The following is a 20292-nucleotide window of genomic DNA, read 5'->3' on the forward strand; positions in this document are numbered from 1 at the left end:
CGTTCCCATGGTGCATCAGCAGAGGCCACAGGCCCACCGGTCACCGTCCGGTGACACAGAAGACACCGCGGACATGGCGATGCTGCTCGCCCCACGCCTCGCCCACTTCGCCGGTGTCGCCCGGATCGAGCACGTCACCCGGGCCGCCCAGGAGATGCAGGTCCCGCAGTCGACCCTGTCCCGGGCCATGGTCCGGCTGGAACAGGACCTGGGGGTCGACCTGTTCGCCCGCCGCGGCCGTACGGTGTCCCTCACCCCCGCCGGCCGCACCTTCCTCGGCTCCGTGGAACGCGCTCTCGCCGAGATCGGGCGGGCCGCCGACGAGGTCCGCGCGGACGCCGACCCGGCCACCGGCAAGGTCGCCTTCGGCTTCCTGCACACCATGGGCGCCGAGACCGTGCCGGGCCTCCTCCACGCCTTCCGCGCCGACCATCCACGCGTCCGGTTCAGCCTCGTCCAGAACTACGGCGAGGCGATGCTCGAACGCCTGCGCTCGGGCGAGCTGGACCTCTGCCTCACCTCTCCCGTCCCGGACGCCCCCGACCTCGTCGCCCGCCGCCTCGACGAACAGAAGCTCCGCCTGGTCGTCCCGTCCGACCACCGCCTCGCCGCCCGCCGCCGCATCCGCCTGGCCGAGGCCGCCGACGAAACCTTCGTCACCCTCGAACCCGGCTACGGCCTCCGCCGCATCACCGACGACCTCTGCCAGGAGGCCGGCTTCAGACCGAGGGTCGCCTTCGAGGGCGAGGAGGCGGAAACCCTGAGGGGCCTGGTGGCAGCGGGCCTGGGAGTAGCCCTCCTGCCGCCACCCGTCATCCCCCGCCCGGGAGTCGTGGAACTGACGGTCACAGCTCCCAGGGCGGCCCGCGAGATCGGCGTGGCCTGGCTCGACGGCCACCCGGACACACCCCCCGTGGCAGCCTTCAAGAAGTTCCTCCTCTCGAGGAAGGGCAACCTGCTGCCGGGTTAGGCCTGCCTGCACCTGCCGGATCTCTGTGCGACGCCGTGGAGAGCCGTCAGAAGGGCCCCAGGGCTCCAGGGCCTCAGGGCTCCGGGCTCCAGGACCTCAGGTCCTCGGGGACCCTGGGAACCGCGAGACCAGCCACACACAGCCCGCACACCCCCCGAACCCGGTCCTCAACGGCGAAGGGACCGCCCGAAGCCGGAGGCGAGCGGCATCCGCAGCCCCAGCGGCGGCGGAGCCGCCAGCGCGTCCTCCACCGGCCGTGACAGGGACCGCCCGAACAGCGCCCCCAGCACGAAGTCCTGGACCAGCGCGTGCACTTCGTCCCGGTGCTGGTGCAAGCCGTGTCCGTCGGAGTGCACTTCGAACCGGCACACCTGCCGGTTCGCCTTCTTCGCCCGGGACGCCAGCCGGAACGACAGCTCCGGGTCCGTCCGCTCGTCGTTGGTGCCGTGCACGATCAGCACCCGTCGCCCGGCGAGCTGTTTCACCGGTTCGGGGGGCGCGGCCACGTCGTCCTCCGGCAGCCAGGGAGCGATGGCCACCACCGAGTTGACGGCCTCGTGCCCGCCCGCGTGCAGCGCCGCCCGCCCGCCCATGTCGACACCGGCGAGGCAGACGGGGACGTCGCCGTAACGCCGGAGCGCTTCCTCGGTGGCCCAGGTCGCGTCGCGGGCCAGGTCGGCCTCGCCGCCGTTCCAGCCGCGGCAGCGGTAGTGGACGACGTGCGTGGCGAGCCCCTCGGCACGGCCCGCACGGGCGAACCGGCGCCCCAGCGCCCGTACGGACGCGGTCGCCAGCAGGGGGGAGGGCCGGCGGCGGGAGACCTCGTCGCCGCCGGGAAGGAGCAGGACCACTCCGCTCACCGCCGTCGGCTCCGGACCGAAGGCCCGTCCCAGTCGGGCCGTACTGACCGGCGTCGCTTGCTGTGCCATGACAGAACAGTGTCAGAAGCCCGGGTGTACGCCACCAGGCCGTGCGGTCACCGTTACGTATCGACGTATTCGTACACCAGGCGATCTACGCGCGTAGGAGTTAGAGTGCGGAGATGACGAGCCAGACTGACCGGATGGGGAACACCCCGAGCTCGGACCAGATCCGCCGGGCGCCCAAGGTTCTCCTGCACGACCACCTCGACGGCGGGCTGCGCCCCGGCACGATCGTCGACCTCGCCCGGGAGACCGGGTACGCACACCTTCCCGAGACCGATCCGGACAAGCTCGGCGTCTGGTTCCGCGAGGCCGCCGACTCCGGTTCCCTGGAACGGTACCTGGAGACCTTCTCGCACACCGTCGGCGTGCTGCAGACCCGCGACGCGCTCGTCCGCGTCGCCGCCGAGTGCGCCGAGGACCTCGCCGCGGACGGGGTCGTCTACGCCGAGGTGCGGTACGCCCCCGAGCAGCACCTGAACGGCGGGCTCAGCCTCGAAGAGGTCGTCGAGGCCGTCAACGAGGGCTTCCGGGAAGGCGAGCGGCTCGCCCGCGCGAACGGTCACCGGATCCGGGTCGGCGCCCTGCTCACCGCCATGCGGCACGCGGCGCGCGCCCTGGAGATCGCCGAACTCGCCAACCGCTACCGCGACCTGGGCGTGGTCGGCTTCGACATCGCGGGCGCGGAGGCGGGCTACCCGCCCACCCGGCACCTCGACGCCTTCGAGTACCTCAAGCGCGAGAACAACCACTTCACCATCCACGCCGGCGAGGCCTTCGGCCTGCCGTCGATCTGGCAGGCCCTCCAGTGGTGCGGCGCCGACCGGCTCGGTCACGGCGTGCGCATCATCGACGACATCCAGGTCCGCGAGGACGGCACGGTGCAGCTCGGGCGGCTCGCCTCCTACGTGCGGGACAAGCGGATCCCGCTGGAGCTGTGCCCCAGTTCCAATCTCCAGACCGGGGCGGCGTCCTCGTACGCCGAGCACCCGATCGGGCTGCTGCGCCGGATGCACTTCCGGGCGACCGTGAACACGGACAACCGCCTGATGTCCGGCACCAGCATGAGCCGGGAATTCGAGCACCTTGTCGAGGCGTTCGGTTACACGCTCGACGACATGCAGTGGTTCTCCGTCAATGCGATGAAATCAGCGTTCATTCCTTTCGATGAACGGCTCGCGATGATCAATGACGTCATCAAGCCCGGATACGCCGAGCTGAAGTCCGAATGGCTGTTCCAGCAGACGGCTTCCACCAGCGGTTCCGTGGCATCGGAGGGCTGAACCGAGGAAATGAGGGGGTACGGAAAGCGGCGGGCCTTCACCATCCGTCCGCGTTTCGATGTTTGCGGCGGGCGGCTGCACGTGTTTACGGTCGTGGACCGATCACATTCCCGTAACCCCGTTTCGAGGACGCATTTCATGAAGCAGTCTGCTGCCAAGACCCTCGGTGTCGCCGCCCTCGGTGCCGCCTTCGCCGCCGCCGGTGCGGGCGCCGCCGACGCCGCCCCCGCCGTCCCGGACGCCACGCAGGCGCTGGGCGGTGTCACCAAGACGCTGCCGGCGGAGAACGTCACCAAGGCGCTGCCGGGCGGCGGTGAGGCCCTGTCCCAGGCCCAGCCGGCCCTCGGTCAGGGTCTGACCGCCGTGCAGCCGGTTGCCGAGAACCTGCTCGCCGAGGGACCGACCGCCCCGGTCGCCGGTCTGCTCGGCGGACTGCCGATCGGCAAGGGCCTGCCGACGAGCGGTCTGCCCGTGAACGGTCTGCCGATCGGCTGACCCGCGCCGCCCGAGAACGCGCCGGTGGGGCGCGCCCCTGGACACGGGGTGCGCCCCACCGGCGTACGTGCGAAGCGGTCACCAGGCCGTGCGCGCGGCCTTGCCCTCCGACGGGAACAGGATCCACAGGGCGATGTAGAGCAGGAACTGCGGGCCCGGGAGCAGGCAGGAGACCACGAAGACGACGCGCATCGTGGTCGCGGAGGTGCCGAAGCGCCGTGCCAGCGCGGCACACACTCCGCCGATCATGCGGCCGTTGGTGGGGCGGGCGGGGCGGGACATTGCGGCTCCTTCGTGAGCGTCCGTCGGAGGCGGTCCGAGTGACCGCCCCGTCTGATGTCGACGCTACGCAGACGAAGGGGACGAAGCGTCGCTCTACGGGGCGATCCCGACCCTGGGAATCGTCGGGGTACGACCCTGAGAGGGGTCATCCTGACGGACGGAGCGCAGGTCGGCGCGCTCGTTCCGGCGGCGGAGGCGGGAGCGGGCCGCCGGGACGAGGGTCGCGTACGCGAGGGCCACGCCCACCGTGTTCAGGATCAGCGAGTCGACGTCCACGCGCTGTCCGGGCACCCCGGTCTGCAACAGCTCGATGCCCAGCGAGATCAGGGCGCCGGCCACGGTCGTGCGCAGCAGCGAGGCGAGCGGGGAGACCGTGAGCCTGCCGTGGACCAGCGGGAGCAGCACGCCCAGCGGGGCGAGCAGGCCGAGCCCGCCGGCGATGCGCCAGGTCGCCTCCCGCGGGCCCAGGGCCAGATCGGACCGGATGCCGGCCAGCGGATGCCAGTTGGCGGGCATCACCCACGGGACGTCCAGCGGACGCAGCGTGAACCAGGCGGCGAACGCGAGATGTGCGACAAGGAGGACACCCCCTGCCACACGGACGCTGATCGCGGCGCTGCCGCCGATGGAGCCTTGACGCTGCACGCCCCCCAAGACGCGGCCTTCGGCACGATCGGTTCCGGGACACCCGGAGGTACGTGCGTGAGGCTCGCGTCACAGGGGTATGTCAGCCCTCCGCCACCTCGCTCGACGGCGGCTCGGTGCTGCCCGGACGGGTACGGACCTCGGCCGTGCACTCGTAGCGGCGCGGGCGCTCGGCGGCCGGGCCGCCGAGGATCACCGAGCCGTCGCCCTCCGCCGCCGCCGAGTCGGAGAACGTGCAGACCAGCTGGGCGAGCGCGTAGGAGGTCAGGTCGCGGGGCGGGGTGCTCAGCCGCAGCGCGTCCGCGGGGTCGGCGGGACGCGGCGGGCTCACCGTGATGCCGCCGCGCACGTCGGTGGTGTAGCCGGCCTCCTTCTCCGCGTGCGACGGCGTCGCGGCGAGCTCGTCCAGCAGCCCCTGGGCCACCAGCACGCGCCGCTCGGAGTCCGCCGTACCGTCCTCGACGCGCAGCGCCCGGTCGACGGCCACCAGCGACGAGCCGCACAGCAGGAACACCTGCACCGCCAAGCCGCGCGCGGCCTGGGTGGAGGCGTCCGGCTCGGACAGCGAGCAGCGCACCCGGGAGGGCGCGGGCCCGAAGTCGGTCGGCACCTCGGTGGCCCGGATCCCGCACCCGGTGAGCAGCGCGGCCAGCACCGGGAGCGCCAGCAGGCGTCGAACGGTCATCAGGCGTCCCCCTTGCCCTTCTCGCCGTCGTCGGCCTCCTCCGTGAGGTCCGACGTGTCCCGCGGCAGCCGCAGGGTGAACACCGCACCGCCCTCGGCGGAGTTGGCGGCGGTGATCTCGCCGCCGTGGATGTGGGCGTTCTCCAGCGCGATGGACAGGCCCAGGCCGCTGCCCTCCGAACGCGGCCGGGAGGCACTGGCCTTGTAGAACCGGTCGAAGACGTGCGGCAGGACGTCCTCGGGGATGCCGGGCCCGTGGTCCCGCACCTCGATGACCACCTTGTCGTCGGCCTCCCGCACCCCCACCCGCACCGGCGACCCTCCGTGCTTGAGCGCGTTGCCGATCAGGTTCGCCATGATCACGTCCAGGCGGCGCGGGTCGAGGCGGGCGTGGATGCCGCGCTCGGCGTCCAGCTCCACCGCGTCCAGCCAGGCCCGCGCGTCGATGCACGCGGTGATCTGGTCGACGACGTCGACGTCGTCCAGCACCAGCCGCGCGGTGCCCGCGTCGAAACGGGTGACCTCCATGAGGTTCTCGACGAGGTCGTTCAGCCGCCGGGTCTCGCTCACCACGAGCCGTACGGCGGGTTCGATCATCGGGTCGACGCTGCCGGACCCCATCTCCAGCTCGTCCTCCAGCACCTCCGTCACGGCGGTGATGGCGGTCAGCGGCGTACGGAGTTCGTGGGACATGTCCGCCACGAAGCGCCGGGAGGCGTCGTCCCGGGCGGCCATGTCGGCGACCCGTTTCTCCAGCGCCTCCGCCGCGTTGTTGAACGTCCGTGACAGATCGGCCAGTTCGTCGGTCCCCGACACCCGCAACCGGGTGTCCAGCTTCCCCTCGCCGAGCCGCCGGGCGGCCACGCCCAGGCGTTGCACCGGCTTCAGCACGGTCGTCGCGGCGGCCTGCGCGAGCAGCGCGGAGCCGATCAGCGCCAGCGCCGTGGCGATCCCCAGCGACCAGGCCAGGGAGTTGAGGTCCTTAGCCTCCGGCTCCAGCGACTTGAGCATGTAACCGGTCGGCCCGCCACCGATCACCTTGGTCCCGGCCACCAGATACGGGGAGCCGTTGATCCCCACCCGCTGCCAGTACAGGTGGTACGGGTACTTGTTGGCGGAGTTCACCGACTGCCGCCGGTTCACCGCCTCACGCAGCGACTCCGGCACGTCCTGGACCGTGAAGCCGTTCAGGGCACCGGAGTTGCCGTACACCGTCGTACCGCTCGCGTCCTGGGCGACCAGCACCACACTGAAGCGCTGGCTGCTGTTGGCCATCTGGCCCGCGGTGTGCTGGAGTTCGTCCTGCGAGGGGTGCTCCGGCAGCGCGCCCGCCCGGTTCTGCATCTCCTGCTCGAAGTCGCGCAGCACCGCGTCCTGGGTACGGGTGAGCACGGCCTCGCGGTTGAGCCAGTAGGCGATCCCGGACGCGGACACCGCGGCGGTCAGCGCCACCAGCCCGAACACGAGGACCAGCCGCAGCCGCAGACTGGTGAACCGCAACGTCGCCCACACTCCCCGACGATCCGCGGCCCAGCCGCGGATCCCGCCCCCCGCTCGGGTCACTGAGGACTGTCCAGCCGGTAACCGACACCCCGCACGGTACGGATCAGCGTCGGGGACGACGGAACGTCCTCGACCTTGGCGCGCAGCCGCTGCACGCAGGCGTCCACCAGCCGCGAGTCGCCCAGGTAGTCGTGCTCCCAGACCAGCCGCAGCAACTGCTGCCGCGACAGCGCCTGGCCCGGCCGCCGGCTCAGTTCGAGCAGCAGCCGAAGCTCGGTCGGCGTCAGCTGGAGGTCCTCGCCGTTCTTGGTCACGGTCATGGCCGCACGGTCGATGACCAGCGAACCGAAGGTGGCCGCGTCGTTCGCCTCCCGTTCGCCGCGCCGCAGCACGGCCCGGATCCGGGCGTCCAGCACCCGTCCCTGCACAGGCTTGACCACGTAGTCGTCGGCACCGGACTCCAGTCCGACGACGACGTCGATGTCGTCGCTGCGCGCGGTCAGCAGGATGATCGGCAGCTGATCGGTGCGCCGGATACGACGGCACACCTCGAACCCGTCGATGCCGGGCAGCATCACGTCCAGCACGATCAGGTCCGGCCGCTGCTCACGCAGCAGCTTCAGGCCGTCCTCGCCGGTGGCAGCGGTGGCAACCCGATGTCCCTGGCGCGTCAGAGACAGCTCCAGGGCGGTACGGATGGCGTCGTCGTCCTCGATCAGCAACAGGGAAGGCACGGGGCTCATTCTGGCCCATGGCGGGGTGGAGCGGCGACACCTGTCCTTGTACGGCTTCCCCCTGTATTTCCGCGGGCCGGTGGCGCTCATGTCCATGAGGGTGCGGTGCCGCTTCCGGGAGCACCGTCCGAGAGGGGCCCTGTGACAGGTCTGTGACAGTCGGCGGACACGGCGATGAAGTGGCCCCGGCAAGCTTTTGGTCACAGGCAAGGAAGCAGGACGGAACACCGGGAAGTCCACGACGGGGGGCGCGAGATGAACACGCTGCACAGCACCAGCGCAAGCGCAGTGATCACGCGTCTGCACGATGTCACCCGGGGTCCGGAGAAGGCGGGTGCGGCGAGCGGGCGGGGGTGCGCTCGCGGTACCGGGCGTCAGCACACCGGTTACATGACGGTGGTCGACGCACACACGGGGGAGGCTCACGGGGGAGCCGCGTACAGGGAGGGCTCGGGGGAGCGTCGTTCGCTGTCGGAGGCGGAGTTCACCGCCTACGTCCAGGAGCGCCGCGCCTCCCTGTACGCAACCGCCTACCACCTGACCGGTGACCGCTTCGAGGCCGAGGACCTGCTGCAGAGCGCGCTGTTCTCGACCTACCGGGCGTGGGAGCGGATCAGCGACAAGGCGGCGGTCGGCGGGTATCTCCGCCGCACCATGACCAACCTGCACATCAGCGCGTGGCGCCGCCGCAAGCTGAACGAGTACCCGACCGAGGAACTGCCGGAGACGCCCGGCGACACGGACGCGATGCGCGGCACCGAACTGCGCGCGGTCCTGTGGCAGGCGCTGGCCCGGCTGCCCGAACTCCAGCGCACCATGCTGGTCCTGCGGTACTACGAGGGCCGCACGGACCCGGAGATCGCGGAGATCCTCGGCATCAGTGTCGGCACGGTGAAGTCCAGCATCTGGCGGTCGCTCCGCCGGCTGCGCGAGGACGAGGTCCTCAGCTTCGGCCGTGACGAGGAGAACGCCTTCGGGGAGCTCGTCGCCTGAGGGTTCGGGGGGAAGCAAGTAACGGGGGAGCGGTAACAGGGGGGATCCAACGGGGGTCACGGGGGACCGACGGGGGAAGCACGGGGGAGCACGAGGAGCGGGACTGGAGGGCCGGGGGGTCCGTCCAGTCCCGCTTTCGTGTGCGGTCAGCGGACCTTCATGAGGGTCGCTTCGGCGGGTGTGTCGCCGACCGCGATGGCGACGGCGGGGTCCATCCCCTCCACCGCGTACGCGGGGGTCTCGCCGCGGGGCACGGAGTCGCCCGGATCGTTCGGGGTGTCGTCGCACTCGGGGACCGTGGCGGTGCCCAGCCGGCCGCCGACGGTGAAGTCACCGTCCCCGGTGCCCAGATAGGTGCGGTTCTCGTACGTCACCAGGTGCGCGCAGGACGCGGAGGAGGATCCGCCGCCGTCCGCCGGCGAACAGGCGACGGCACAGGCGAAGAGCGCGGCCGTCACCGGCAGCAGCCGTCGGCCTGTCCGAGGGTACGTCGTCATGGGCTCCCTTTCCGCGTGGACCGGTCTAGGTCCTCCGACGGAGCGGGCGCCCCGTTCGTTCAGGCCGTCGGTGCCGCCGCCGGGCGACGGCCCACCGCCGCCGCGGCGAGACGGCCCAGAGCCTCGTCCCGGTCGCAGCGGTGGGCGCCCAGCGCGCTCTGGCGGGCGACGATCGAGCGCTCCAGGCGCATCAGCCGCCAGCCCCGGCGCAGCAGGAAGGGCACCGACTTGCGGCCCTCCTTGAGATCCCGCAGGAAGCGGCGGCGGAACGTGCGGACCGGGCCGCGGCTCAGGCACAACGCGTCGGCCAGCACGCCGAGCTCCCGGCAGCGCGTGATGATCTCGGCGGCGAAGATGCCCTCCGCGATGAACAGCGGGGTCCGGCCCACGTCGACCGGCTCCTCGCCGGTTCGGGCGCTCAGCGAGATGTCGTAGACGGGTACCTGGGTGCGGCCCGTGCGGCACAGGTCCAGGATCGCGGCGACGGCGGTGTCCGCGTCCCACGAGTCCGGGTGGTCCCAGTCGATGTCGGAGCTCCCGGCCACCAGCGGCAGCGTCGGGTCGTCGCCCTCCTTGTAGAAGTCGTCGAGGCGCAGCACGGGAAGCCCGGAGCGGGCGGCGACGAGGGACTTGCCCGAGCCGGAGGGGCCGCAGAGCAGCACGACACGGGCGGATGGAGGGGGAAGGATGCTCACGGGACACCAGTTTGACGCATCCCGTACGCCCTGCCGACCCCGCGGGTCGGCTTTGAAGCGCGCGTCACATGTCAACTACCCTTCGTGTCTTCCTGATTACCCTGTGCTGGAGAAGGTGGCAGAAACGATGGCCCGACACGCGTCCCCCCAGAACCCGACCGCCCAGCGCGCCCTGGTCGCCCTCGCGACCGTGGGCGTGGCTCTGGGGGCGGGTGCGGCGACGGCCTCCGCGAACGCCGAGCCGGTCGTCCCAGGGGTGCGCACCAGCCCCACCTCGGTCGGCGACATCGACCCGCAGGCGGGCCTCCAGGCCCTCACCGGCGTGGTCGGCCACGTCACCGGCCCGGTCACCGGCCTCAAGCCCAACCCGCTGGCCGGCACCGGCGTCGACCCGCTCGACAACGGCGTCGGCACCCAGCTCACCGGCTTCAAGCCGCTCACCTCGCAGGCGCTGACCCAGCCGGTCGCGCAGGCGCAGTCGATCGGCAGCATGCCGGTGATCGGTCAGGCGGCGGGGCTGCTGGGCGGCTGACCACGGCGAAACGGCGAAGAGCCGCGTCACCCCCGGACGGAGGGGAGACACGGCTCTCCGGCATGAGGAGGCTCAGTACGACGAGCCCGAGGCGCCCAGCGAACCCGTCGGGTGCCAGACCGTCTTCGTCTCCAGGAACGCCGTCATGCGGTCGATGCCCGGCGTCCGCGCGTGATCCACAGGCTGTGGACGGAGGACGCGCTTGAGGTTGTCGGCCGCCGCGATCTCCAGTTCCTTCGCCAGCGCGTCGTCCGCGCCGGTCAGGTCGATCGCGTTGACGTCCTGGTGCGCGGCCAGCGGCGCCGCGATCTCCGCCGTACGGCCGGACAGGAGGTTGACGACACCGCCGGGCACGTCGGAGGTGGCCAGCACCTCGCCCAGCGACAGGGCCGGCAGCGGGGACCGCTCGCTCGCGATCACGACCGCCGTGTTGCCGGTGGCGATCACCGGGGCGAGGACCGAGACGAGGCCCAGGAGCGACGACTCCTGGGGGGCCAGCACGGCCACGACGCCCGTCGGCTCGGGGGAGGACAGGTTGAAGAACGGGCCCGCGACCGGGTTGCCGCCGCCGATCACCTGGGCGATCTTGTCGGTCCACCCGGCGTACCAGACCCAGCGGTCGACCGCCGCGTCCACCTGCTCGGCGGCCCTGGACTTCGACAGGCCCTCGGCGTCGGCGACCTCGCGGACGAACTGCGCCCGGCGGCCCTCCAGCATCTCCGCGACGCGGTAGAGGACCTGGCCGCGGTTGTAGGCCGTCGCGCCGGACCAGCCGCCGAACGCCTTGCGGGCCGCCACCACGGCGTCACGGGCGTCCTTGCGGGAGGACAGGGGCGCGTTGGCCAGCCAGTTGCCCTTGGGGTCTGTCACCTCGTACACCCGGCCGCTCTCGGAACGCGGGAACTTTCCGCCCACGTACAGCTTGTAGGTCTTGAAGACGCTGAGACGCTGCGGTTCGGACTTATCGGACATCGAGGTACGCCTCCAGGCCGTGGCGGCCGCCCTCGCGGCCGTAGCCCGACTCCTTGTAGCCGCCGAACGGCGAGGCGGGGTCGAACTTGTTGAACGTGTTGGACCAGACGACACCCGCGCGGAGCTTGTTCGCGACGGCCAGGATCCGGGATCCCTTCTCCGTCCAGATCCCCGCCGAGAGGCCGTACTGGGAGTTGTTGGCCTTCGCGACCGCCTCGTCCGGGGTGCGGAAGGTGAGGACCGACAGCACCGGGCCGAAGATCTCGTCGCGGGCGACGGTGTGTGCCTGGGTGACGTTGGTGAAGAGCGTCGGGGCGAACCAGTAGCCGGAGGAGGGCAGGTCGCACGCGGGGGACCAGCGCTCGGCGCCCTCCGCCTCGCCCTGCTCCACCAGCGTGGTGATGCGGGACAGCTGCTCGGCGGAGTTGATCGCGCCGATGTCCGTGTTCTTGTCCAGCGGGTCACCCAGGCGCAGGGTGGCGAGCCTGCGCTTCAGGGAGTCCAGCAGCTCGTCGTGGATCGACTCCTGGACGAGGAGGCGGCTGCCCGCGCAGCAGACCTGGCCCTGGTTGAAGAAGATGCCCGTCACGATGCCCTCGACGGCCTGGTCGATCGGGGCGTCGTCGAAGACGATGTTCGCGCCCTTGCCGCCCAGCTCCAGGGTGAGCTTCTTACGGGAGCCCGCGACCGTGCGCGCGATCTCCTTGCCGACGGCCGTGGAGCCGGTGAAGGCCACCTTGTTCACGTCCGGGTGGGCGACCAGGGCCGCGCCCGTGTCGCCGTAGCCGGGAAGGATGTTGACGACGCCCTTGGGCAGGCCCGCCTGGCGGCAGATGTCCGCGAAGAACAGGGCGGAGAGGGGGGTCGTCTCGGCGGGCTTCAGGACGACCGTGTTGCCCGTGGCCAGCGCCGGGGCGATCTTCCACGCCAGCATCAGGAGGGGGAAGTTCCAGGGGATGACCTGGCCCGCCACGCCCAGCGGGCGCGGGTTCGCGCCGAAGCCCGCGTGGTCGAGCTTGTCGGCCCAGCCCGCGTAGTAGAAGAAGTGCGCGGCGACCAGGGGGAGGTCGGCGTCGCGCGTCTCCCGGATGGGCTTGCCGTTGTCGAGCGTCTCCAGGACGGCCAGCTCGCGGCTGCGCTCCTGGATGATCCGGGCGATGCGGAACAGGTACTTGGCGCGTTCCGAGCCGGGCAGCGCCGACCACGTCCCGAAGGCCCTGCGGGCCGCCGCGACCGCGCGGTCGACGTCCTCGGCGCCGGCCTGGGCGATCTCCGAGAGGACCTCCTCGGTCGACGGGGAGACCGTCTTGAAGACCCTGCCGTCGGCCGCCTCGGTGAACTCACCGTCGATGAACAGGCCGTAGGAGGGCGCGATGTCGACGACCGAGCGGGACTCCGGCGCCGGGGCGTACTCGAACGCGGATGACCGCTTGTGCGTGTTGTCCGTGGTCATGGTGATCAGTCCACCGTCACGTAGTCGGGGCCGGAGTAGCGGCCGGTGGCCAGCTTCTGACGCTGCATCAGCAGGTCGTTCAGGAGCGAGGAGGCGCCGAAGCGGAACCAGTGGTTATCCAGCCAGTCCTCGCCGACGGTCTCGTTGACCAGGACGAGGAACTTGATCGCGTCCTTCGTCGTGCGGATGCCGCCGGCCGGCTTCACACCCACCTGTACCCCGGTCTGCGCGCGGAAGTCGCGGACGGCCTCCAGCATGAGCAGGGTGTTCGCGGGCGTGGCGTTCACCGCCACCTTGCCGGTCGACGTCTTGATGAAGTCCGCCCCGGCCAGCATGCCGAGCCAGCTCGCGCGCCGGATGTTGTCGTACGTCGACAGCTCGCCCGTCTCGAAGATGACCTTGAGGCGGGCGTCCGCCCCGCAGGTCTCCTTCACGGCGGTGATCTCGTCGTACACCTTCATGTAGTCGCCCGCGAGGAAGGCCCCGCGGTCGATGACCATGTCGATCTCGTCGGCTCCGGCCGCGACGGCCTCGCGGACGTCCGCCAGCTTCACGGCGAGCGCGGCGCGGCCGGCCGGGAAGGCGGTGGCCACCGAGGCGACCTTCACCGCGGAGCCGGCGACGGTCTGCTTGGCGGTGGCCACCATGTCGGGGTAGACGCAGACAGCCGCGGTCGCGGGGGCCGTCCGGTCCGTCGGGTCGGGGCGGACCGCCTTGGCGCCGAGCGCCCGGACCTTGCCCGGGGTGTCCGCGCCTTCCAGCGTCGTCAGGTCGACCATCGAGATGGCGAGGTCGATCGCGTACGCCTTCGCGGTCGTCTTGATGGAACGGGTGCCGAGCGAGGCGGCGCGCGCCTCCAGGCCGACCGCGTCGACGCCGGGCAGCCCGTGCAGGAAGCGGCGCAGCGTGCTGTCGGACGCGGTGACGTCGGCGATCGGGGCCCCGCCCACGCGTCCAGCGGTGGGGGAGTGAGGAGCAGCAGTGGGCATGGTCACCAGACGAGCATATCTACGCGCGTAGCGGCTGTACAGCCCGGCGAACGGATCCGGTGCCCGCCGGTCGGTGCCGCGGGGGAGCGCCGGGCGGACGTCGGGCCGGGTGGCGCCGCGTGGGAGCGGTCGGCGGACGTCGGGCAGAATCGGGACCATGACGACCCCGGACCCCCAGTCATCCGCGCCGCAGCCGTCGGTCCCCGAGTCCAAGGACCAGGTGCACCGGTCCGCCGCCGGCATCGCGGGCGGTGTCCTGCTGCTCGGCATCGCCGGCTGGCTCGGCGTCGACGCGATCGTCGCCGGGGAGGGCCGTACGCCCTGGCGGGCCCTGGCCGCGCTGCTGCTCGTGGTCCCGCTGGTCGTCGCCTTCACGCTGCGGCCCGCGGTGTACGTGGGCGACGACCGGCTGCGGATCCGCAATCCGTTCCGGAACATCGTGCTGCCCTGGGGGCAGATCGCGGCCCTGCGCTCCGGCTACTCCAACGAGGCCCTCACCCGGGCCGGCGGGAAGTTCCAGCTGTGGGCCCTGCCCGTGTCGCTGCGGGCCCGCAACAAGGCCGCCCGGCGCGAGGCCCGGCGGGCCGCGCAGGGCGGCGCCCCGGGGGGCGGTCCGGGCAGCGGGGCGCCGGGGTCCCGGGCCGGTGGTGGGCGCGGCGGGCTCGGCGGCCTGTCCGGCGGTCGCGGGACGGTGCCGGAGGGCCCCGTGCGGGCGGAGAGCGACCAGGTCATGGACCACCTGCGGGAGGTGCTGGAGGCCCGCGGGGCGGCGCCGTCGGCGCAGGGGGAGGTCGTGGTGCGGTGGGCCTACGAGATCGTGGGGCCCGCGGCGGCCGGGGTGGTGCTCTCGGGGATCTTGCTGGTGGTGGGCTGAGCGGGCACAGGCGCGGGCACGGGCACGGGCACAGTCAGGGTCACGGGCATAGGCACGGGCACGGGCACGGGCGCGGGCACAGTCAGGGTCACGGGAATAGGCACGGGCACAGTCAGGGTCACGGCGGCTTCGGGCTCCGGGCCGGGTGCGCGGGTCCGGGGCAGGGCGAGCGGGCGTGCCTCAGGGTGCGGGGAGCGGCGGCGTCCGGCGATGCGGGTTCCTGCGGGGTCCGGCGCGTGCGGGTTCCTACGGGGTCCGGCGCGTGCGGGTCCGTGAGGACCGCACGCACGCGCCGGGCCGTACGGGTCAGATGCCCGCCGCTGCCGACAGGTCCCGCTTGATCGTCGCCAGCAGGTCCGCCGCCTTGGCGCGGGCCGCGGGGAGGCCGGCGTGCGTCGCGACCGGGACGACCACCTCCAGGTAGCACTTCAGCTTCGGCTCCGTGCCGCTGGGGCGGACGATGACCCGGGCGCCGTCGAGGACGTAGCGCAGGCCGTCCGTGGGCGGGAGCCGGTCGGTGCCCTGGTTGAGGTCGTCGGCGCGGGTGACGGGCAGGCCCGCGAGCCGGGTCGGGGGGTGCTCGCGCAGGCGCCGCATCGCGTCGGCGATCAGGGAGAGGTCCTCGACACGGACCGACAGCTGGTCGGTGGCGTGCAGGCCGTGCTCGACCGCGAGATCGTCCAGCAGGTCGAGCAGGGTGCGGTGCTCCGCCTTGAGGACCGAGGCGAGTTCGGTGATCAGGAGGGCGGCCGTGATGCCGTCCTTGTCGCGTACGCCGTCGGGGTCCACGCAGTAGCCGAGGGCCTCCTCGTAGCCGTAGCGCAGGCCCTCCACGCGGGCGATCCACTTGAAGCCGGTGAGGGTCTCCTCGTGGGGGAGGCCCGCCTTCGCGGCGATACGGCCGAGGAGGGACGAGGAGACGATGGACTCGGCGAACGTGCCCTGGACTCCGCGGTGCACCAGGTGGGTGGCGAGCAGGGCGCCGACCTCGTCGCCCCGGAGCATGCGCCAGGTCCCGCCGCCCTGTCCGGCTTCCTCGCCGCCTTCGCCGTCCGCGCCCGCCTCGGGGTCCTTGACCGCCACCGCGCAGCGGTCCGCGTCCGGGTCGTTGGCGATGATCAGGTCCGGGTCCGTCTCCCGGGCCTTCGCGAAGGCGAGGTCCATCGCGCCGGGCTCCTCCGGGTTGGGGAAGGCGACGGTGGGGAAGTCCGGGTCGGGCTCGGCCTGCTCGGCGACGAGGACGGGCTCGGGGAAACCTGCGCGGCCGAACGCGGCGAGGAGGGTGTCCTTGCCGACGCCGTGCATCGCGGTGTAGACGGTCCGGGCCGAGCGGGGTGAGCCCTCGGCGAGTACGGCGTCCGTGCGGGCCAGGTAGGCGTCCAGCACGCTGTCGTCGAGGATGTCCCAGCCGGTGGTCGGGCGGGGCACGGCGGCGAGGGTGGTGACGGCGTCGATCTCGGCCGCGATCTCGGCGTCCGCCGGGGGCACGATCTGGGAGCCGTCGCCGAGGTACACCTTGTAGCCGTTGTCCCGGGGCGGGTTGTGGCTGGCGGTGACCTCCACGCCGGCGACCGCGCCCAGGTGCCTTATGGCGAAGGCGAGGACGGGGGTGGGGAGGGGACGCGGGAGGAGGGCCGCGCGCAGGCCGGCGCCGGTCATGACGGCGGCGGTGTCCCGGGCGAAGTCGGCGGACTTGTGGCGGGCGTCGTAGCCGATGACGACGAGGCCGTCGTGCCGGCCCCTGGCCTTGAGGTACGCGGCGAGGCCGGCGGCGGCCCGGATGACGACCGAGCGGTTCATGCGCAGGGGGCCGGCGCCCAGTTCGCCGCGGAGGCCCGCGGTGCCGAACTGGAGGGTGCCGCTGAAGCGTGCGGTGAGCTCGGTGACGTCCTTGGTGTCGATGAGCCTGGCGAGTTCGGCACGGGTTTCCGGGTCGGGGTCCTCGGTCAGCCATGCGCTGGCCCGTGCGATGAGATCGTCGTGCACGTTCGGTCAACCTCTCGTTGTGGTTCGTTGGCGGGCGGGCGGGCGGGCGTGGTGTGCGGCGGGCGGTGTGTGGGTGCGGGGACGGGTTCGTCGCCCCCGCCGCCCCTACCCTGCCCGTCCCCGGGGCGCCGCCCCCGGACCCCCGACGGGGACCGCGTGCCCCGCATCCCTCGCGGGGCTCTGCCCCGGACCCCGCTGGGGCCGCGCGCCCCGGGCCCCCTCAGGCCCTTTGCCCACTCAGCCCCGACCCGGTCGGCCGGGCGGCGAGTCCGCACGCCGCCGCGCAGCCGACCGGGGCGGGTGGCGGCCGGCCGGCCCCTGCACGCCGCCTCGGGCGGTGTCGGGGTCCCTGCCGACTGCCCCGGGCCCTACCGGGGACCTCCCGCCACGGGGTGGGGGGTGCCGGGGCCTTGCGACCGGGGCAGGCGGTTCGGGACTTCCCGACCCGGGTGGGCGGTGCGGGACTTTCCGTGGGTGGTGCGGGGGCCTTGCGACCGGGGCAGGCGGTCCGGGACTTCCCGACCCGGGACTTCCCGACCCGGGTGGGCGGTGCCAGGAGCCGGTGCCGGACGGGGGACTACAGGCGGTTCAGGACCTGGGCCAGCAGGGATCCCATGCGGGTCGCGCTGTCGCGGCCCGCCTGGAGGACCTCCTCGTGGTTGAGGGGCTCGCCGGTCATGCCCGCGGCCAGGTTCGTCACCAGGGAGATGCCGAGGACCTCGGCGCCCGCCTCGCGTGCGGCGATGGCCTCCAGGACCGTCGACATGCCCACGAGGTCCGCGCCGATGACCCGGGCCATGCGGATCTCGGCCGGTGTCTCGTAGTGCGGGCCGGGGAACTGGGCGTAGACGCCCTCCTCCATCGTGGGGTCGACCTCCTTGCACAGGGCGCGCAGGCGGGGCGAGTAGAGGTCGGTGAGGTCGACGAAGTTGGCCCCGACGATGGGGCTGGTCGCCGTCAGGTTGATGTGGTCACTGATCAGGACCGGCTGGCCGGGGCGCATGCCCTCGCGCAGGCCGCCGCAGCCGTTGGTCAGGACGATCGTCTTGCAGCCGGCGGCGACGGCGGTGCGCACCCCGTGGGCCACGGCGGCCACGCCCCGGCCCTCGTAGTAGTGCGTGCGGCCCAGGAAGACCAGGGCGCGCTTGTCGCCGATGGTGTACGAGCGGATCTTGCCTCCGTGGCCCTCCACCGCCGGCGGCGGGAAACCGGGCAGCTCGGTGACCGGGAACTCGGCGTCGGGAGCGCCCAGGGCGTTCACGGCGGGTGCCCAGCCGGAGCCCATCACGAGGGCGACGTCGTGGGACTCGGCGCCGGTCAGTTCGCGCAGGCGCGCGGCGGCGGCGTCGGCGGCGGCGTGGGGGTCGCCCTGGATGTCGTCCGGAAGAAGAGATGCGTTCACGCGGACGAGGGTAGCCGGTCAGGGCCTACGCGCGTAGATGGCAGAGCTGACTGGAGGGGGATCGTTGTCTTGTCGTTTCCGGACGGCGCGTCGTCTCCGGACGGCGCGCCGATGCCGGACGGTGCGCCGCCTCCGCGTGGCGCGGTGGCCGGACGGCCGGCTTCCCGGCGCCGCCGCCGGTGAACGACACCGTGCGCACCAGGTCGTGGCCCTGCTCCCGCACGGCTCGGGTGGGCGGGAAGCGCGAGGCCCGCCAGTACGCCTCGGTGCGCGCGGCCGGCCTCGGGGCCCGGGCTCGACGTCGCCCAGCGGGTCGCCCGCGTCAGCAGGGGCGCTTGCGCAGTTCCATGACGTAGTCGTGCGGCGCGCCCGCGGACTCGGCGGCGTCGGCGACCTCGCCCAGGTAGCGGGCCGAGGGCAGACCGCCCTCGTACCCGTTGAGCACGTACGTCCAGGCCGCCTCCTGGCCCTCCAGGGTCTGGATGTGCACGCGGGTGCGGCGGTAGATGCCCATGCCCACGCCCTCCCAGCGGTCCATCGAGTCCTCGTCCGGGGGCGCGAGGTCGTACAGCGCGACGAAGACCTGGGCGCCGGGGTCCTCCACGATCGTCGCCAGGGCGCCCTCCCAGCCCATGTGCTCGCCGCCGAAGGTCAGCCGCCAGCCGCTCAGCCAGCCGGTCGAGCGCAGCGGCGAGTGCGGGGCGCGGCGGCTCATCAGCCGCGCGTCGAGGTTGCCGGCGTACCCGGCGTAGAGCGACATGCGTCGAGGGTACGGCAGCCGGGCGCCGGTGCCTCAGTGGTCCCGCGGGCACCCGTGGTGCCCCGGGCGGGGCCCCGGGGCGGTGGCACGGTGCGGCGTGCGGGACAATGGAGTACGTGACTCGGATCGTGATCATCGGTGGCGGACCCGGCGGATACGAGGCGGCCCTGGTGGCCGCCCAGCTCGGCGCGGAGGTGACCGTCGTCGACTGCGACGGTCTGGGCGGTGCGTCGGTCCTGACCGACTGCGTGCCGTCGAAGACTCTGATCGCCACGGCCGAGGTGATGACCACCTTCGACTCGTCGTACGAGGAACTGGGCATCATCGTCGCCGACGACACCCCGCCGATGGAGCAGGCCGCCCGGGTGGTGGGGGTCGACCTCGGCAAGGTGAACCGCCGGGTGAAGCGGCTGGCGCTGGCGCAGTCGCACGACATCACGGCGTCCGTGACGCGGGCCGGTGCCCGGGTGCTGCGCGGGCGCGGGCGGCTGGAGGGCATGCAGGCCCTCGACGGCTCCCGGAAGGTCGTGGTGCGGGCCGCAGACGGGAGCGAGGAGACGCTCACCGCGGACGCGGTGCTCGTCGCCACCGGCGGTCACCCCCGTGAGCTGCCCGACGCGCAGCCCGACGGCGAGCGGATCTTCAACTGGACCCAGGTGTACGACCTGACCGAGCTCCCCGAGGAGCTGATCGTGGTCGGGTCCGGTGTCACCGGAGCGGAGTTCGCCGGGGCCTACCAGGCGCTCGGGGCGAAGGTCACGCTGGTGTCGTCGCGGGACCGGGTGCTGCCGGGCGAGGACCCGGACGCGGCCGCCGTGCTGGAGGACGTCTTCCGGCGGCGCGGCATGAACGTCCTGGCGCGCTCCCGGGCCGAGTCCGCCAAGCGGGTCGGGGACCGGGTCGAGGTCACGCTGGCGGACGGGCGGGTCATCACCGGCTCGCACTGTCTGATGGCCGTCGGTGCCATCCCGAACAGCGCCGGGATGGGGCTGGAGGAGGCCGGGGTCAAGCTGCGCGAGTCGGGGCACATCTGGACCGACAAGGTGTCCCGCACCACGGCTCCCGGGGTGTACGCGGCCGGCGACGTGACCGGTGTCTTCGCGCTCGCCTCGGTGGCGGCCATGCAGGGACGCATCGCCATGTACCACTTCCTGGGCGACGCGGTCGCTCCGCTGAACCTGAAGACCGTCTCGTCCAACGTCTTCACCGACCCCGAGATCGCCACCGTCGGCTACAGCCAGTCCGACGTCGACGGCGGCAAGATCGACGCCCGGGTGGTGAAGCTGCCGCTGCTGCGCAACCCGCGGGCCAAGATGCAGGGCATCCGGGACGGCTTCGTCAAGATCTTCTGCCGTCCCGGTACCGGGATCGTGGTGGGCGGTGTCGTCGTGGCCCCGAAGGCCTCGGAACTGATCCACCCCATCTCGATCGCGGTCGACAACAATCTGACCGTCGAACAGATCGCGAACGCTTTCACCGTTTACCCCTCCCTTTCGGGCTCGATCGCCGAGGTGGCGCGACAGCTGCACACGCGCAAGACGGAGGACGGGGGCTGAACCCCTCCGGCGGATCGGCCCGCGGGAATCCGCGAGGTCCCGTCGGTGGCGGGCAGTCAGTGGA

At 72.5% G+C, this 20292-nt stretch carries 20 protein-coding genes and 1 pseudogene; 7 read left to right on the forward strand and 14 right to left on the reverse strand.

Annotated elements, in window-relative coordinates:
• The first annotated feature begins 7 nt into the window (after positions 1-7).
• Complete coding sequence (locus QQS16_RS25875) at positions 8-970, forward strand: LysR family transcriptional regulator (RefSeq protein WP_286064254.1); 963 nt, start codon at positions 8-10, stop codon at positions 968-970.
• 167 nt (positions 971-1137) lie between these two features.
• Here the strand turns inward: QQS16_RS25875 and QQS16_RS25880 are convergent, their stop codons facing one another.
• Complete coding sequence (locus QQS16_RS25880) at positions 1138-1899, reverse strand: alpha/beta hydrolase (RefSeq protein WP_286064255.1); 762 nt, start codon at positions 1897-1899, stop codon at positions 1138-1140.
• 113 nt (positions 1900-2012) lie between these two features.
• Here QQS16_RS25880 and QQS16_RS25885 point away from each other — a divergent pair, with 113 nt between their 5' ends.
• Positions 2013-3176 carry an adenosine deaminase gene (locus QQS16_RS25885; RefSeq protein ID WP_286064256.1) on the forward strand — a complete coding sequence of 388 codons (1164 nt, stop codon included), beginning with the start codon at positions 2013-2015 and terminating at the stop codon, positions 3174-3176.
• A gap of 138 nt (positions 3177-3314) precedes the next feature.
• On the forward strand, positions 3315-3671 hold the full coding sequence (locus QQS16_RS25890) for an ATP-binding protein (RefSeq protein ID WP_286064257.1): 357 nt from the start codon (positions 3315-3317) through the stop codon (positions 3669-3671).
• Between the two features lie 78 nt (positions 3672-3749).
• Here QQS16_RS25890 and QQS16_RS25895 read toward each other — a convergent pair whose 3' ends face one another.
• The 5 genes from QQS16_RS25895 to afsQ1 all read right to left on the reverse strand — a co-directional run bounded on the left by QQS16_RS25895 (position 3750) and on the right by afsQ1 (position 7519).
• Positions 3750-3953, reverse strand: a complete 204-nt coding sequence (locus QQS16_RS25895) for a PspC domain-containing protein (RefSeq protein ID WP_286064258.1) — start codon at positions 3951-3953, stop codon at positions 3750-3752.
• A gap of 93 nt (positions 3954-4046) precedes the next feature.
• The gene (locus tag QQS16_RS25900) at positions 4047-4598 is read right to left on the reverse strand and encodes a VanZ family protein (RefSeq protein WP_286064260.1); all 552 of its coding nucleotides are present in this window, start codon (positions 4596-4598) and stop codon (positions 4047-4049) included.
• 82 nt (positions 4599-4680) lie between these two features.
• Positions 4681-5283: a hypothetical protein gene (locus tag QQS16_RS25905; protein WP_286064261.1), complete on the reverse strand. Its 603-nt coding sequence runs from the start codon at positions 5281-5283 to the stop codon at positions 4681-4683.
• Positions 5283-6845: an ATP-binding protein gene (locus QQS16_RS25910; protein ID WP_286064263.1), complete on the reverse strand. Its 1563-nt coding sequence runs from the start codon at positions 6843-6845 to the stop codon at positions 5283-5285. Before QQS16_RS25910 ends, QQS16_RS25905 begins: the two co-directional genes overlap by 1 nt.
• Positions 6842-7519 (reverse strand): two-component system response regulator AfsQ1, encoded by a 678-nt coding sequence (gene afsQ1 / locus QQS16_RS25915; protein WP_055611283.1) that lies wholly within the window; start codon positions 7517-7519, stop codon positions 6842-6844. Before afsQ1 ends, QQS16_RS25910 begins: the two co-directional genes overlap by 4 nt.
• A gap of 255 nt (positions 7520-7774) precedes the next feature.
• On the opposite strand from afsQ1, the gene QQS16_RS25920 reads away from it, so the two are divergent.
• Positions 7775-8512, forward strand: a complete 738-nt coding sequence (locus QQS16_RS25920) for a SigE family RNA polymerase sigma factor (protein WP_286064266.1) — start codon at positions 7775-7777, stop codon at positions 8510-8512.
• Between the two features lie 146 nt (positions 8513-8658).
• On the opposite strand, the gene QQS16_RS25925 is transcribed toward QQS16_RS25920, so the two are convergent.
• Both QQS16_RS25925 and QQS16_RS25930 read right to left on the reverse strand, forming a co-directional pair.
• Positions 8659-9009, reverse strand: a complete 351-nt coding sequence (locus tag QQS16_RS25925) for a DUF6281 family protein (RefSeq protein WP_286064268.1) — start codon at positions 9007-9009, stop codon at positions 8659-8661.
• A gap of 59 nt (positions 9010-9068) precedes the next feature.
• Complete coding sequence (locus tag QQS16_RS25930; protein ID WP_286064270.1) at positions 9069-9704, reverse strand: uridine kinase family protein; 636 nt, start codon at positions 9702-9704, stop codon at positions 9069-9071.
• A 127-nt stretch (positions 9705-9831) separates the two neighbouring features.
• Between QQS16_RS25930 and QQS16_RS25935 the strand changes: the two genes are divergently transcribed.
• Positions 9832-10236, forward strand: a complete 405-nt coding sequence (locus tag QQS16_RS25935; RefSeq protein WP_286064271.1) for a hypothetical protein — start codon at positions 9832-9834, stop codon at positions 10234-10236.
• A gap of 72 nt (positions 10237-10308) precedes the next feature.
• On the opposite strand, the gene QQS16_RS25940 is transcribed toward QQS16_RS25935, so the two are convergent.
• Genes QQS16_RS25940 through deoC form a run of 3 tightly spaced genes read right to left on the reverse strand, consistent with a single transcriptional unit; the run spans position 10309 to position 13650 of the window.
• A complete protein-coding gene (locus QQS16_RS25940; RefSeq protein WP_286064273.1) occupies positions 10309-11208 on the reverse strand; it encodes an aldehyde dehydrogenase family protein in 900 nt (299 codons plus the stop codon).
• Positions 11198-12661: an aldehyde dehydrogenase family protein gene (locus QQS16_RS25945; protein ID WP_286064274.1), complete on the reverse strand. Its 1464-nt coding sequence runs from the start codon at positions 12659-12661 to the stop codon at positions 11198-11200. Before QQS16_RS25945 ends, QQS16_RS25940 begins: the two co-directional genes overlap by 11 nt.
• 5 nt (positions 12662-12666) lie before the next feature.
• On the reverse strand, positions 12667-13650 hold the full coding sequence (gene deoC / locus QQS16_RS25950; RefSeq protein WP_286066453.1) for a deoxyribose-phosphate aldolase: 984 nt from the start codon (positions 13648-13650) through the stop codon (positions 12667-12669).
• Between the two features lie 157 nt (positions 13651-13807).
• On the opposite strand from deoC, the gene QQS16_RS25955 reads away from it, so the two are divergent.
• The gene (locus tag QQS16_RS25955) at positions 13808-14524 is read left to right on the forward strand and encodes a PH domain-containing protein (RefSeq protein ID WP_286064276.1); all 717 of its coding nucleotides are present in this window, start codon (positions 13808-13810) and stop codon (positions 14522-14524) included.
• A gap of 306 nt (positions 14525-14830) precedes the next feature.
• On the opposite strand, the gene QQS16_RS25960 is transcribed toward QQS16_RS25955, so the two are convergent.
• The 3 genes from QQS16_RS25960 to QQS16_RS25975 all read right to left on the reverse strand — a co-directional run bounded on the left by QQS16_RS25960 (position 14831) and on the right by QQS16_RS25975 (position 18672).
• Positions 14831-16510 carry a phospho-sugar mutase gene (locus QQS16_RS25960; protein WP_286064278.1) on the reverse strand — a complete coding sequence of 560 codons (1680 nt, stop codon included), beginning with the start codon at positions 16508-16510 and terminating at the stop codon, positions 14831-14833.
• A 577-nt stretch (positions 16511-17087) separates the two neighbouring features.
• Positions 17088-17912 carry a purine-nucleoside phosphorylase gene (locus tag QQS16_RS25965; RefSeq protein WP_286064279.1) on the reverse strand — a complete coding sequence of 275 codons (825 nt, stop codon included), beginning with the start codon at positions 17910-17912 and terminating at the stop codon, positions 17088-17090.
• 322 nt (positions 17913-18234) lie between these two features.
• On the reverse strand, positions 18235-18672 hold the full coding sequence (locus QQS16_RS25975) for a gamma-glutamylcyclotransferase family protein (RefSeq protein ID WP_286064281.1): 438 nt from the start codon (positions 18670-18672) through the stop codon (positions 18235-18237).
• Between the two features lie 101 nt (positions 18673-18773).
• On the opposite strand from QQS16_RS25975, the pseudogene QQS16_RS25980 reads away from it, so the two are divergent.
• Positions 18774-20228, forward strand: a pseudogene (locus QQS16_RS25980) (NAD(P)H-quinone dehydrogenase); the annotation flags it as partial.
• Positions 20229-20292 lie beyond the last annotated feature (64 nt).

The sequence above is a fragment of the Streptomyces sp. ALI-76-A genome (genome assembly GCF_030287445.1).
In the GTDB taxonomy this organism is placed as follows: Bacteria; Actinomycetota; Actinomycetes; order Streptomycetales; family Streptomycetaceae; genus Streptomyces.

What these genes read in the sequence shown, in the direction of transcription:
- QQS16_RS25975 (WP_286064281.1), bottom strand. Translation starts at nt 18,672, where the DNA reads ATGTCGCTCTACGCCGGGTACGCCGGCAACCTCGACGCGCGGCTGATG.
- QQS16_RS25885 (WP_286064256.1), top strand. Translation starts at nt 2,013, where the DNA reads ATGACGAGCCAGACTGACCGGATGGGGAACACCCCGAGCTCGGACCAG.
- QQS16_RS25920 (WP_286064266.1), top strand. Translation starts at nt 7,775, where the DNA reads ATGAACACGCTGCACAGCACCAGCGCAAGCGCAGTGATCACGCGTCTG.
- QQS16_RS25955 (WP_286064276.1), top strand. Translation starts at nt 13,808, where the DNA reads ATGACGACCCCGGACCCCCAGTCATCCGCGCCGCAGCCGTCGGTCCCC.
- QQS16_RS25925 (WP_286064268.1), bottom strand. Translation starts at nt 9,009, where the DNA reads ATGACGACGTACCCTCGGACAGGCCGACGGCTGCTGCCGGTGACGGCC.
- QQS16_RS25945 (WP_286064274.1), bottom strand. Translation starts at nt 12,661, where the DNA reads ATGACCACGGACAACACGCACAAGCGGTCATCCGCGTTCGAGTACGCC.
- QQS16_RS25875 (WP_286064254.1), top strand. Translation starts at nt 8, where the DNA reads ATGGTGCATCAGCAGAGGCCACAGGCCCACCGGTCACCGTCCGGTGAC.
- QQS16_RS25895 (WP_286064258.1), bottom strand. Translation starts at nt 3,953, where the DNA reads ATGTCCCGCCCCGCCCGCCCCACCAACGGCCGCATGATCGGCGGAGTG.
- QQS16_RS25940 (WP_286064273.1), bottom strand. Translation starts at nt 11,208, where the DNA reads ATGTCCGATAAGTCCGAACCGCAGCGTCTCAGCGTCTTCAAGACCTAC.
- QQS16_RS25890 (WP_286064257.1), top strand. Translation starts at nt 3,315, where the DNA reads ATGAAGCAGTCTGCTGCCAAGACCCTCGGTGTCGCCGCCCTCGGTGCC.
- deoC (WP_286066453.1), bottom strand. Translation starts at nt 13,650, where the DNA reads ATGCCCACTGCTGCTCCTCACTCCCCCACCGCTGGACGCGTGGGCGGG.
- QQS16_RS25905 (WP_286064261.1), bottom strand. Translation starts at nt 5,283, where the DNA reads ATGACCGTTCGACGCCTGCTGGCGCTCCCGGTGCTGGCCGCGCTGCTC.
- QQS16_RS25880 (WP_286064255.1), bottom strand. Translation starts at nt 1,899, where the DNA reads ATGGCACAGCAAGCGACGCCGGTCAGTACGGCCCGACTGGGACGGGCC.
- QQS16_RS25935 (WP_286064271.1), top strand. Translation starts at nt 9,832, where the DNA reads ATGGCCCGACACGCGTCCCCCCAGAACCCGACCGCCCAGCGCGCCCTG.